This window comes from Streptomyces sp. NPDC054847 (assembly GCF_053610925.1).
Genome location: NZ_JBSGZJ010000040.1, coordinates 16,346 through 29,059, shown reverse-complemented (window position 1 = coordinate 29,059; position 12,714 = coordinate 16,346). Strand labels below are relative to the sequence as shown.

At 72.1% G+C, this 12,714-nt stretch carries 11 protein-coding genes; 2 read left to right on the top strand and 9 right to left on the bottom strand.

Translation table 11 applies throughout. The annotated features are described in order from the left end of the window. Positions 1–65: 65 nt before the first annotated feature. The 3 genes from ACWGH4_RS07520 to ACWGH4_RS07510 all read right to left on the bottom strand — a co-directional run bounded on the left by ACWGH4_RS07520 (position 66) and on the right by ACWGH4_RS07510 (position 3,410). Complete coding sequence (locus ACWGH4_RS07520) at positions 66–1,703, bottom strand: ABC-F family ATP-binding cassette domain-containing protein (protein ID WP_453456914.1); 1,638 nt, start codon at positions 1,701–1,703, stop codon at positions 66–68. Positions 1,704–1,733: 30 nt separating this feature from the next. Then, a complete protein-coding gene (locus tag ACWGH4_RS07515; RefSeq protein ID WP_453456911.1) occupies positions 1,734–2,267 on the bottom strand; it encodes a TrmH family RNA methyltransferase in 534 nt (177 codons plus the stop codon). A gap of 117 nt (positions 2,268–2,384) precedes the next feature. Further along, a complete protein-coding gene (locus ACWGH4_RS07510; protein WP_453456908.1) occupies positions 2,385–3,410 on the bottom strand; it encodes an oxidoreductase in 1,026 nt (341 codons plus the stop codon). A 63-nt stretch (positions 3,411–3,473) separates the two neighbouring features. Between ACWGH4_RS07510 and ACWGH4_RS07505 the strand changes: the two genes are divergently transcribed. Beyond that, on the top strand, positions 3,474–4,433 hold the full coding sequence (locus ACWGH4_RS07505) for an FAD-dependent oxidoreductase (RefSeq protein WP_453456905.1): 960 nt from the start codon (positions 3,474–3,476) through the stop codon (positions 4,431–4,433). A gap of 559 nt (positions 4,434–4,992) precedes the next feature. Here the strand turns inward: ACWGH4_RS07505 and ACWGH4_RS07500 are convergent. Genes ACWGH4_RS07500 through ACWGH4_RS07475 form a run of 6 tightly spaced genes read right to left on the bottom strand, consistent with a single transcriptional unit; the run spans position 4,993 to position 11,560 of the window. After that, positions 4,993–5,844, bottom strand: a complete 852-nt coding sequence (locus ACWGH4_RS07500) for an ABC transporter ATP-binding protein (RefSeq protein ID WP_453456901.1) — start codon at positions 5,842–5,844, stop codon at positions 4,993–4,995. Continuing rightward, positions 5,841–6,890 carry an ABC transporter ATP-binding protein gene (locus ACWGH4_RS07495; protein ID WP_453456898.1) on the bottom strand — a complete coding sequence of 350 codons (1,050 nt, stop codon included), beginning with the start codon at positions 6,888–6,890 and terminating at the stop codon, positions 5,841–5,843. The genes ACWGH4_RS07500 and ACWGH4_RS07495 overlap by 4 nt, the downstream gene beginning before the upstream one ends. A gap of 7 nt (positions 6,891–6,897) precedes the next feature. Beyond that, a complete protein-coding gene (locus ACWGH4_RS07490) occupies positions 6,898–7,749 on the bottom strand; it encodes an ABC transporter permease (RefSeq protein WP_453456895.1) in 852 nt (283 codons plus the stop codon). Further along, a complete protein-coding gene (locus tag ACWGH4_RS07485) occupies positions 7,746–8,699 on the bottom strand; it encodes an ABC transporter permease (RefSeq protein ID WP_453456892.1) in 954 nt (317 codons plus the stop codon). The genes ACWGH4_RS07490 and ACWGH4_RS07485 overlap by 4 nt, the downstream gene beginning before the upstream one ends. Positions 8,700–8,710: 11 nt before the next feature. Further along, complete coding sequence (locus tag ACWGH4_RS07480; RefSeq protein ID WP_453456889.1) at positions 8,711–10,351, bottom strand: ABC transporter substrate-binding protein; 1,641 nt, start codon at positions 10,349–10,351, stop codon at positions 8,711–8,713. A 42-nt stretch (positions 10,352–10,393) separates the two neighbouring features. Beyond that, complete coding sequence (locus ACWGH4_RS07475; RefSeq protein WP_453456886.1) at positions 10,394–11,560, bottom strand: C45 family autoproteolytic acyltransferase/hydolase; 1,167 nt, start codon at positions 11,558–11,560, stop codon at positions 10,394–10,396. Positions 11,561–11,673: 113 nt separating this feature from the next. On the opposite strand from ACWGH4_RS07475, the gene ACWGH4_RS07470 reads away from it, so the two are divergent. Next, complete coding sequence (locus ACWGH4_RS07470; RefSeq protein ID WP_364590954.1) at positions 11,674–12,588, top strand: MurR/RpiR family transcriptional regulator; 915 nt, start codon at positions 11,674–11,676, stop codon at positions 12,586–12,588. Positions 12,589–12,714: the final 126 nt, after the last annotated feature.

The window sequence follows — 12,714 nt, the reverse complement described above, 5'->3', positions numbered from 1 at the left end:
GTCCCGTACCCGGCCGCGTCGCAGCGGCCGGGCCGGACGGCCTCGGATCGGGGCCGGATCGGGTGTCAGAGTTCGATGATCTTGCCGTCGGCCACCTCGATGCGACGGGTGACATGGACGGCGTCCAGCATCCGGCGGTCGTGGGTGACCAGCAGCAGCGTGCCCTTGTACGAGTCGAGCGCCGCCTCGAGCTGTTCGATGGCGGGCAGGTCGAGATGGTTGGTCGGCTCGTCCAGAACCAGCAGATTCACGCCACGGCCCTGGAGCAGCGCGAGCGCGGCACGGGTCCGTTCGCCCGGTGACAGGGTGGTCGCCGGGCGCATCACATGGCCGGCCTTGAGTCCGAACTTGGCCAGCAGTGTGCGGACCTCGGCCGGCTCGGTGTCGGGGACGGCCGCGCAGAACGCGTCCAGCAGCGTCTCGGTGCCGTAGAAGAGCCCGCGTGCCTGGTCGACCTCGCCGACGACGACACCGGAGCCGAGCGACGCGTGTCCCGAGTCGAGAGGAAGCCGGCCGAGCAGGGCGGCGAGCAGCGTCGATTTGCCGGAGCCATTGGCGCCGGTGACGGCCACGCGGTCCGCCCAGTCGATCTGCAACGACGCCGGGCCGAACCGGAAGCCACCACGCCGCACCTCCGCCTCGCGAAGCGTGGCGACCACCGAGCCGGAGCGCGGGGCGGCGGCGATCTCCATCCGCAGCTCCCACTCCTTGCGGGGCTCCTCCACCGAGTCGAGCCGCTCGATCATGCGCTGCGTCTGGCGTGCCTTGGCGGCCTGCTTCTCGCTCGCCTCGCTCCGCATCTTGCGGCCGATCTTGTCGTTGTCGGTGGCCTTGCGGCGGGCATTCTTGACGCCCTTGTCCATCCAGTTCCGCTGCATCTGGGCGCGGCCCTCGAGAGCGGCCCGCTTGTCGGCGTACTCGTCGTATTCCTCGCGGGCATGCCGGCGGGCGGTCTCGCGCTCCTCCAGGTAGGCCTGGTAGCCGCCGCCGTAGAGGGTGATCTGCTGCTGAGCGAGGTCCAGTTCGAGGACCTTGGTGACGGTCCTGGTGAGGAACTCGCGGTCGTGGCTGACCACGACCGTGCCGGCCCGCAGACCCTGGACGAAGGTCTCGAGGCGCTCGAGACCGCTCAGGTCGAGGTCGTTGGTCGGCTCGTCGAGGAGGAACACGTCGTAGCGGGACAGCAGCAGGGAGGCGAGACCCGCGCGTGCGGCCTGGCCGCCCGACAGGGACGTCATCGGCTGGTCGAGGTCGACGGTGAGGCCGAGCGAACCGGCGACCTCCTCGGCGCGCTCGTCGAGGTCCGCGCCACCGAGGTCGAGCCAGCGCTCCAGGCCGGTGGCGTAGGCGTCGTCCGCCCCCTCGACGCCGTCGGCCAGGCCCTGGGCGGCGGCGTCCATGGCGGTCTGGGCCGCAGCGACGCCGGTGCGGCGGGCGAGGAAGGCCCGGACGGTCTCCCCTTCGCGGCGCTCGGGCTCCTGCGGGAGGTGGCCGACGGTCGCGGTCGGCGGGGAGAGCCGCAGCTCGCCCTGTTCCGGTCGGTCGAGTCCGGCGAGCAGACGCAGCAGGGTGGACTTGCCCGCTCCGTTGACGCCGACGAGACCGATCACGTCGCCGGGTGCGACGACGAGGTCGAGCCCGGCGAAGAGCGAGCGGTCGCCGTGTCCGGCGGCGAGGTCCTTGGCGACGAGAGTTGCAGTCATCAGGGAGTGAATCCTAGGGCTTCTTGCGGGTCAGAGGAGTCCGGCGAGTTTGTACAGGGCGAGGGAGCCGGCGACGGCCACGTTCAGGCTCGAGCCGGTGCCGATCATCGGGATCTCCACGCACTCGTCGAGCAGGTCGAGCGCCTCCGGCGGAATCCCGTGCTGTTCATGGCCGAGGACCATGACGGTCGGCCGCCTCGCCGGCGCGAGGTCGGCGAGGCGTACGGCCTCGTCGGCCAGCTCGACGCCGACGACGCGCGCTCCCCGCTCCCGCTGCCGGGCCAGCCATCCCAGCGGGTCGCCGGTGCGGTGGGTGCACACCGGTTTGCGCAGGGTGTTGCCGCGGGCCAGTGCCTCGGGCACCCACGGGAAACGCGGGACGGTGATGCATGCGCCGACCGCGTCGCAGGTGCGGGCGAGGGTGCCGAGGTTCGCGCCGTGCAGTGGCCACAGGGGCGCCGCGTAGAGATGGTCCCAGCAGGAATGGGCTCGCGGGCGCCGGCTTCGGCGGAGCTCGTCGGGCGCACGGGTGCGGAAGGCGGGTCCGCTGCTCCTCGCGCTCATGGGCGCGGGGAGGCGGACCTCCGGTTCAGGGGCGCACACGCGCGAGGCGTGTGATGTACGTGACGTGAGTGATGCATGCGGCGGCGATTCAGCGGCTCGCCCGGGCCTCTTGTCGGATCATCGCGCCACCGGCGTGACGAGCACGCCCCCCATGGTGCGCGCCACGACGAAGGATCGTCCCTTGACCGCCCTGGCGTCCAGCGGAATTCGGTGCGTCCCGGGCTGCAGCGTCCCGTCGAACAGTTCCCGGACGTGGGTGCGGTGGAGCGCGTCGAGACGGTGGGCCACCAGTCGGACGCGGCATTCGGAGGCCACCTCGACCACCGCCTCCCCGCCCTTCGCCGCGAGTCCCCGCAGGCGCCGCTGCCCGACCGGACTCCGGTCCAGGGCCAGCTCGATCTGCGCCACCAGCAACGGGACGACCGGCGCGAGCCCGTCCACGTACTCCACCTGCGCGCCGGCGAGGGTGAACGCCTCCCGCACCGCGGCCCGGTCCGCCTCCGTGACCGCCCGGCCGAAGGCGACGGCCTGGTACGCGCCGAGCTCCTCGGCCGGGACTCCCGCCGCGTCGTGGGCGATGTCGGCGCCGATGCCGATGGACCGCAGGGCGGCGGCGAGCTTGGCGAGGACCGCGACCCGCGCGCCGATCAGCAGGACCCGGCGGCGGGCCGCGGCCTCCTCCGGGCCGGGCAGCAGCTGCTCCAGCGCCGCCCGGTACTCCTCGCCGCGGAAACGGAACGGACCGATGCCGTGGTAGCCGTTGAGTTCCAGATCGGCCGTCCCGTCGGTCTGCCAGGCGAAGTCCCGCCAGACGACGTCGTCGCCGTCGCGCTCGATCACGGCCGTGACGGCCCCGCACTCGAGCCCCTCGCATTCGGGGCAGCCGTAGATCACAAACCGGCCGTCGCTCAGCGGCGCCTCCGCGTCGAGGAGCAGACGGCGGAGATGGTCGGTGAAGACGGCGGGCGGGATGTCGGAGGCCAGCGGCGAGACGGCGTCGAGGTCACTGAGCCGGTGGAGCAGCGGCCGGCCGTCGACGATGAAGTCGGTGAAGTCCCGGTGCACTTGGTAGGCACCATCGGCGAGGACTCCCCCGGTCCGCATCGCCGGCGCCACCCCGAAGGTCGCGTACTCGGCAGACATGTCGTGATTCTGCCCAACCGCGCGGTCTTCTGAGCATGGAACGCCATGGGTTACGGTCCCGGCATGAGCGGCGACGTACTGGTGCTGGGCGGCGGGGCGGTGGGGCTGACCACCGCCGTCGTGCTGGCGGAGAGCGGCAAGCGGGTGCGGGTGTGGTCCCGGGATCCCGCCGGCACGACCACATCGGCGGTGGCGGGCGGGCTGTGGTGGCCGTATCGCATCGAGCCGGAGAAGCTGGTCGGCGAGTGGTCCCTGGAGTCACTGCGGGTGTACGCGGCGCTGGCGGACCGGCCGGAGGAGACGGGTGTACGGCTGGTGCCCGGCGTCCATGCGGAGACCCTGCTCGTCGACCTCGGTCCCTGGGCCGCGAGGGTGGAAGGACTGCGGGAGGCGGGCCGCGACGAGCTGCCGCCGGGATTCACCGCCGGTCTGCGGGCCCGGATCCCGCTGATCGACATGCCCGTCCATCTCGGCTGGCTGCGGCGGCGGCTGGAGGCGGCGGGCGGCACCGTGGAGGCGCGCGAGGCCGGTTCGCTCGCCCGGGCGCAGTCGGAGAGCGGGGCCTCCGTCGTGGTCAACTGCACCGGTCTCGGCGCACGCGAGCTGGTGCCCGATCCGTCCGTACGGCCGGTGCGCGGGCAGTTGGTGGTGGTGGAGAACCCGGGCGTCGAGGAGTGGTTCACCGCGGTCGACCACGCGTCGAGCGCGACGACGTACCTCCTTCCGCAGCCGGGGCGGCTGCTGTTGGGCGGCACCGCCGAGGATGCCTCCTGGGACCTGGTGCCCCAAGAGGCCACCGCGGCGGCCATCGTCGAGCGGTGCGCCCGTATCCACCCGGAGGTCGGCAGGGCCAGGGTGCTCGGGCACCGGGTGGGTCTTCGGCCCGCACGGGACACCGGCGTGCGGATCGAGTCGGAGCGCCTGCCGGGCGGGGCTCTGCTGGTCCACAACTACGGCCACGGCGGCGCCGGCATCACCGTGGCCTGGGGTTGCGCACAGGCGGCGGCAGCGCTCGTCGGGTAGGCCGTGTCCCGGACATCCGGGGCGGCGAGCAGCGCGCCGAGGACCGGTGGGGACGATCAGGTACGGAGCCGGATGACGCGGCCTCGCCGAGCGCGGGCACCCGCCCCGCAAAGAGCGCTGATTTTTCCCCTTCACCCCTTTTTACGGCATCCGCGGAGCGTTACTCTGGAAGTGGCCTACGAGGCGAGCGAGGGAGTTCGACCGGAGTAGCCGACTTTGGCGGAGATAGCCGCCGGGGCCGACGTCGACGGTCGGGCTGAGAGGTCCGAAGGTCCAAGGACCGGAGGACGACCCCCATCACCTGATCCGGACAATGCCGGCGCAGGGAGCCCGTCTCGTAGGTTTTTGCATGTCGGGGCCCGAGTGACGGGCAGCCGTCCATGGTCCTTGGACCGGCTTCGGCCCGGCAGCGCGGCAGGGAGCCGCTTCGTCATTCCGAGCGAGAGCGCCCGGGTAACGGCGTAGGCCGCGCGACGCTGTGGGGAGTGGTCCCGGACGCAGGTCGCCCCGGCCGAACCGCGCACCGCGCGGCCCGGCGCGCCCCGGGACCGGCCGTCGCTCAAGCCGCCTCCGCCGCCCGGGCCCGGGCACGGACCACGTCCGAGGGGTCCCAGTCCTGGTGCGGGACGGAGGTGAGCAGCAGCCGTGTGTACGCGTGCCGCGGTGTGCGCAGCACCTGGTCCGTCGGCCCCTGTTCGACCACGGTGCCCCTGCGCATGACCACGGTCTCGTCCGTGATGTGCTGCACCACGGCCAGGTCGTGGCTGACGAAGACCAGGGCCACACCGGTGTCCTCGCGGATCTCGGCGAGGAGTTGGAGGATCTGGGCCTGGATGGACACGTCGAGCGCCGCGACCGCCTCGTCGAGCACCAGGATGCGCGGGTCGACGGCGAGGGCGCGCGCGATGGCGAGACGCTGGCGTTGTCCGCCGGAGAGTTCGTGCGGCCTGGCCTCGGCCTCGCGGGCGCCCAGGCCGACCCGGTCGAGCAGTGACCGGATGCGGTCCTCCACCGCGGGGTGCCCGTGCAGCCGCAGGGCGGTGCGCAGGCATTGGCCCGCGGTGAGCCGCGGGTCGAGGGAGACGTAGGGATCCTGGAAGACCATCTGGATCTCGCGTGCCCGGGCCAGCCGGTCGCGCCGGGAGCGGCCGCCGCGGCGCGCGGAGCGCCGGTCCCGGCCGTTCACGGTGACGGTGCCCGCGTCGGGTCTCTCGAGACCGGCCAGCATGCGGGCCACGGTGCTCTTGCCGGAGCCCGACTCGCCGACGATGCCGACGGAACCGCCCTCCGGCAGGGTGAACGAGACCTGGTCGGCCGCGGTGAGAGTGCCGCCGCCCGGCAGCCGAAAGGTCTTGCGGAGCCCTTCGACCACGAGCAGGGAGGCGCCGTCCTGGGGGCTGTTGCCGTTCATGGTGTGCTCCTGACGGCCGGTGCGGCCGGTTGTACGGGGTCCTCGGCGGTGCCTGCCTCCGGCTTGCCGGACGGACCGACCGGGGGCAGTTCGCCGATCCGGCGGCAGGCGGCCGTGCCGGCGCCGGCGAGGGGCAGCGGCTCCGGGGTCCAGGTTTCGCACGCCGGCTCACTGTGGGGGCAGCGTGCCGTGAAGGGGCAGCCGGGGAAGGCGTCCGCGAGTGACGGGGGCCGGCCGGGTATCGGACGGATCGCCCGTCGTGTCCCGCCCAGTTCCGGCGAGCAGTCCAGCAGTCCCCTGGTGTACGGATGCCGGGCGTCACCGAAGAGGCGTCGCGCCTGCTGTTCCTCGACGACACGGCCCGCGTACATCACGTACACCCGGTCGCAGTAGGCGGCGGCGAGATGCAGGTCGTGGGTGATGAACAGCACGCCCAGCTCCCGTTGTCCGCGCAGCTTGCGCAACAGGGCGAGGATCTCCGCCTGGGTGGTGACGTCCAGGGCGCTGGTGGCCTCGTCGGCGAGCAGCAGACGAGGCTCGGCGGCGAGCGCACCGGCGATGACGACGCGCTGCAGCATGCCTCCGGACATCTCGTGCGGCCGCTGTCTGACGCGTCGTTCGGGGTCGGGCAGGCCGACCGCGTCGAGGAGTTCGACCGCGGTGCCCAGCGCTCTGTGCCTCTCCTTACGGGAGCCCTCACCGGGGCGGACCAGCCTTTCGACGAGGAAGTCGCCGATCCGGCGCACGGGGTTGAGGGCGGAGCGCGGGTCCTGGTGGACCATGGCCACCGTGCGGGCACGGTGTTCGCGCAGGCGTGTCCCGGTCATCGGCAGCACGTCCGCTCCGTCGACCAGCACCCTCCCCTCCGTCCGCGCGCCGTCGGGGAGGATGCTCAGCGCGGCCTTCGCGGTGGTGGACTTGCCCGAGCCGGATTCACCGACGAGGCCGACGACCTCGCCGGTGCGGACCTGGAGGGACACCTCCGCCAACAACGGACGGGCGGCGCCCGGCAGATGGACGGTCAGGTTCTCGATGTCGAGCAGCATGGCGCGGCTACCTCCTGGATCCGAGCCGGTCGGCGGCGCGGACCCCGACGACGTTGAAGGCCACCACGACGGCAGCGATGGCGGTGCCCGGCACCAGCGCGGGCAGCAGGGCGCCCTGCACGATGGCCGACTGGCCCTCCTGCACCATCAGGCCCCAGTCGGAGCTGGGCGGCTGGGCGCCGAAGCCCAGATAGCTGAGCGTCGCGAGGCTCATGAGTGCCTCGCCGAACAGGACGACGAGGTAGCCGGCGATCGACCGTGCGAGATTCGGGACCAGGTGGCGCACACATATCCGCGCGCCTCCCATGCCCTGCACCCGGTAGGCGTCGATGTACGGCTTCGCCCGCTCGGAAAGGGCGACGCTGCGCGTGTACTTGGCGATCGTGGGGGCGAAGGCGAGCCCGAGCCCCAGCACGGAGGTGGTCATACCGGCGCCGAACACGGCGATGATCAGGACGACGAACAGCAGGCCGGGGAAGGCGTACATCACATCCGTGGCACGCGACACCAGTGTGTCCACCCATCCGCCGCGCCAGGCGGCCAGGGTGCCCAGCGCGACACCGAGGACGGACGCGAACGCGAGCAGCAGGACCGGTGCTATCAGGCTCGTCCGGGCGCCGTACAGCACGCGGGAGAGCAGGTCCTGGCCGGACGCGTCGGTGCCGAGCGGATGTTCCGGGCCGGTGCCGACGAGGGAAGAAGAGAGGTCGACGGCGTCCGGCGGGTACGGGGCGAGCAGCGGGGCGAACACGGCGGCGAGGACCACCAGTCCGAGGAAGCCGGCCGCCACCACCGCTCCGGCGGAGCGGCGGGTGCGCTTGCCGACGGGCAGCAGCCCGCCGGCGGGGACGGCGGTCATGCGGGGCTCCTCACGGCCTTGAGGCGGGGGTCGAGCAGCGGATGCACCAGGTCGACGACGGTGGTGACCACGACATAGCCGGTGACCATCAGCAGCAGGACCGCCTGGGCGACCGGGAAGTCATGGCTGTTGATCGCGCCGACGAGCAGCGAGCCGATGCCGCTCAGCCCGAAGACGGTCTCGATGGCGACGGTCCCGGCGAGCATTCCGGCGGTGACCAGGCCGCACATGGTGATGATCGGGCCCAGCGCGTTGCGCAGGACGTGCCGGCGGACGATCTCCCGCTCCGGGATCCCGGAGGCGCGGGCGACGGCGACATGGTCGGCCGCGCCCGCGTCCACCATGGCCTGGCGGGTGACCCGGCTGATGACGGCGAGCGCTCCGAGCGCCATGGCAACGGCGGGCAGGGTGAGGTGGTGGACCGTGCCGGCGAAGCCTTCGCCGCTGCCGGTCACCGGGAACCAGCGGAGTTGGACCCCGAACAGCGCGACGAGGGCAATGCCGCCGACGAACGAGGGGACGGACGCGGCGAGGGTGGTGCCGCCGACGACCGCGGAGTCCACCCAGCCGCCGCGGCGGACGGCGGCGAGGATCCCCGCGCCGACGCCCAGGACCACGAAGAGGACGGTGGCATAGGCGACGAGGGCGAGGGTGGTGGGGAACCGTGCCGCCAGCAGATCGGCGACCTGGTCCCCGTACTGGAACGAGCGGCCGAGGTCGAGGTGGAGGCAGTCCCAGAGCCAGCGGCCGTACTGGACGACCAGCGGCTCGTCGAGGTGGTACTGCTCCCGGACGGCGGCCAGCCGCTCGGGGGTGAGCTTGTCGCGGCCCCCGGCCAGGAAGACGGCGGGGTCGCCGGGGGCGGCGTACACGGCGGCGAAGATCACGAAGGAGGCGGCCAGCAGTGTGGCGAACAGTCCTCCGAGCCGTCGCCCGATTGCGGCGATCATGGTCGTTCAGCTCACTTCGCACCGAGCGCCGCGGCCCAGGGGTAGTAGAGGTACGCCATGGACGCCGGCGGGCCGGTCAGCTTGTCGTCGATGACGAGGGCCGTGGGCATCTGCGCGACGGGGATCCACACCGCGGCTTCGCTGAACCGGCGCTGTACGTCGATCACGAGCGCGGCGCGCTGTTTGTCGTCCAGCGTCCGCATCGCTTCCTTGACCTTGCTGTCGTACTCCGGGCTGCGGAATCCGACCCAGTTGTTGGAGCTGTCGGAGAGGCCGTTGTCGTAGAAGCCGATGGGGTCGCTCTTGGAGATGTACCAGTCGGCGACGAGCACGTCGATGTCGGCGCGGGCCTGCTTGTCGCCGTAGAACTCGCCGTACTCGGCGGGCGGGACGGTCTTGATCTGGCCCTTCAGGCCGATTTGCTGGAGCGCGGCGCGGACGGCGTTGGCGATCACCAGGCGACCCTGGCTGCTGTCCGTGCCGATGACGATCGGCTTGTCGGGAGCCGCCTTGGCGTTCTCCACGAGCTTCTTCGCCGCGGCGATGTCGTCGGCGGTGGGGCGGGCCGGGGCGCCCGCGAGCTGCTTCTGGGCGTCGGCGAAGGCTTCCTTCTCGTAGCCCCAGGCGCCTGATCCGACGGGGGTGGCCCACGGCTCGACGAGTCCGCCGTAGCCGGAGCGGGCGATGCCCGCGCGGTCCAGGGCGAGCGCGAGGGCCCTGCGGATGTCCGGGTCGGCGAGCCCGCCGCGTTCCGTGGGGATGAGGGCGAGGGCGGCGGTGCTCGGTCCGTAGTGCTGGTCGAGTCCCTTGGTGCCCCGTAGTGCGGCGGCCGTGCTGATGGAGTCCGCGTACGTGCCGTCGGCGGCGCCCGTCTTCAACGCGTTCACCATGGCGCTGTCGTCGGCCCAGCGGAAGACGACCTGCTGGGTGAGGGGCTTCTCGCCCCAGTAGGTGTCGCTGCGGTTGATGACGATCGAGTCGCCGGACTTCCAGTCGGCGAGCCGGTAGGGGCCCGAGCAGGCGTCGGGCTGTCCGGGAGTGCCGAAGTCCTTGCCGGACTTCTCGACCTGCTCGCGGTTGTAGACCAGTCCGGCGTCACCGGCCAGCGCCTTGGTGAACAGCGCGTCCGGCTGCTTGAACGTGATGGTGATCTCGAGGTCGCCGCTCCTGGTCATCTCCGCGACGTTGTCGAACTCGTCGGACTGCTCCATGTCCGGCCGGGCGTGGCGCTGGAGGCTGAACAGGACGTCGTCCGCCGTCATCGCGGATCCGTCGTGGAAGAGGACGTCGTCGCGCAGGGCGAGAACGAGGGTCTTGGCGTCCGGTCGGGTGGCCTGCCGGACCAGGGAGGGCTGCACGGACATGTCGGGCCGGAGTTGGTACAGCCGCTCGCACACGTTGCTGAGGACGGTGCGGCCGGCGCTGCCGCCCTGGGTGTCCAGGTCGAGGGAGTCCGGTTCGTCCTCCAGCAGCCAGTTGACGGTGGGGACTTCGCCCTTGGCCTTCGCGGTGGTGGGTGTGAGTGTGAGCTGGGCGGCGTCGGCGGTGGCGCCGGCTCCCGCCGGGCGGGTGGTGTCCGCGCCGCTGCACGCGGTGGTGAGGGCCATCGCCCCGGCGAGGCCGGCGGCGGCGACGGTGGTTCTGAGCTTCATGCTGGGCTCCTGAGCGGGGAAGGGCGAAGAGCGGAAACAGCGTCAGTTCGGGGCGTGGGGGCCGTCGTAGAGATTCCAGGGCAGGTGTTGGTACTCGCGGTCGCAGGGGGTGCCCGCCGTGACGTGGTAGTCGCCGGTGGTGAGGTCGACGCACGAGGAGACGAGCGTCTGCCACTGCTTGACCTGTGGTCTTCGGGGGTCGATGTGGGTGCACAGCGACTCGGGGTGGCCCAGGTGGTCCGACATCGCCTGTTTGATGAGCTTCCGCGACTCGTCCGCGCCGGTGGACTCTCGTAGCAGGCGCAGGCCCTCCTCCGCGCGGGGCACCCGCACGAGGGAGTCGGCGGCCATCGGGCGGTAGCCCGCGGCGAGGGCGGCGGGGACGCCGGCCTGGTAGTGGTTGCCGTGCACCAGCAGGCCGTCGGTCGGGTACATCCAGCCGTGGCCGGCCGGCGTGGTCTCGAGGTCGATGGCGAATCCCTCGCGGCACGTCAGCAGGGCGTTGCTGGCGATGTGCGCGCGGGTGCGGCAGAGCTCGTCGAGGGCGTCGGTGATCGTGGAGCGGTCGAGGACGCTGCGCCGGATCACGGTCTGCGGGATGCCGACCGTGTCGTCGAAGCGGCCGCCGAGCCCGTTGGCGTTGAGTGCGATGCCGGCGGAGTTGGCGCCCTGGCGGCCGATCTGTCCGGCCTCCACCTGCATGACGACGGTCGGTTTCGGCGGCTGGACCACGCGGATCATGACGACGGTGTCCGCGACCCCGGCGCGCCAGTCCCAGTTCTGGCCCGCCCATACGTGGCCGTCGCCGCTGGCGGGGCCGTACGCGGCGAACGAGGTGCAGCCGTCCGGCGGCTCCTCCTCCGGGACCCGCGCGCCGGGGCCGTCGTGCTCCCGCATCCGTGCGAACGAGTCGTCGTAGATGACCTCGCCGCGTGCGTTGAGCGCGAGGACGTCGAGCAGGCCGACGCCGGCGCCGGCGGCGATGCCCTGCATCTCCTCCAGGAGGTGGGGTGCGTAGTCACGGACGGGCTCGAGCCAGCGGGCCGCCCGGGAGGTGACCTGTTGCCAGGTGAGGCCGGAGGATGCTCCGAACGCCTCGGCGTAGTAAGCGAGAGCGGTCCCGATCTGCGGGGCGACCGCTGCTCCGTACTGGCGGCCGCGCTCGACGGGGGTCCCCGACACTTCGATGACGGGAAGGGCGTGTTTCATCGCGGGGACTCCTCGGGACACATGCGTGCTGTAATGTTCGTTCCGAGATATCGAGATCCTGGAACAGAATACACACGAGCGTAACGGCCGTAACGTAGGAGTCAATACCTGTAATGAAGAATCCAGAATCCGGCAGCGCCGCGCCCGGCGGTCTGACCCGCCTTCGCGCCACGGTGCGCGACCAGTGGGACGAGCTGTCGGCCGCCGAGCGCACCGTCGCGCAGTACCTGGTCAGCGCGCCCGCAGAGCAGGTGATGTTCGCCAGCGCACAGGAGCTGGGGACGGCCAGCGGCACCAGCAACGCCACGGTCGTCCGCGCCCTCCAGCGCCTGGGTTACGCGGGACTTCCCGCGCTGAAGCGGGAACTGGCGGCGGACTTCACCTCGGCGCTGGCTCCCGAGGTCCGGCTGAAACAGCGCATCGCGCACGTCGGCCAGGACCTGCAGACCATCTGGAACGACGTCTTCGACGAGACGCAGGACCGCATCGACCAGTGCCGGCGCCTCACCGGGACCGACGCCCTCCAGCAGGCCGTGGCCGCGCTCGCCGACGCCCGTGAGGTGTTCTGTTACGGCGTCGCCGCGTGCGAGCTCGCGGCGCGCCATCTCGCTCTGGCCCTGGGCCGCATCGGCCGCCGCGCGCGGTTCGTGGGCGCCACGGGGTTCGCGCTCGCCGACCCGCTGCTGTCACTGGCGCAGGGCGACACCGTGGTCATCTTCCAGCCCGGCCGGCCGCTGTCGGAGCTCACGGTGCTGGTGGAGCGTGCCCGGTCGGTGGGGGCGAAGGTCGTCTTCGTGACGGACGAACTGGGCGAGGCGTTCGAGGACCGGGTCGACGCGATCCTCACCGCGCCCCACACACCGACCGGCATCACCAACGAGGCCCTGACGGGACTGGTCGTCGCCGACGCGCTGCTGCTGGCCCTCACGACCCTGGACGAGACCCGCGCGGTCGAGCACTCGCACCAGCTCACGGCGCTGAGGGAACAACTCCTTCCGCCGCGCGAGCAGCGCTCCAGAAAGGCCTGACAGCGGCCAGGACGGCGCGGCGAACAGGGTGCCCGGCGGGGAGGCGTCGGCGGCGAGGCCGTGGGCTGGCAACCGGAAGCGCCGCGGGCCACGAGGGCGTGACCACACCCGTGACCCACGGCCTTC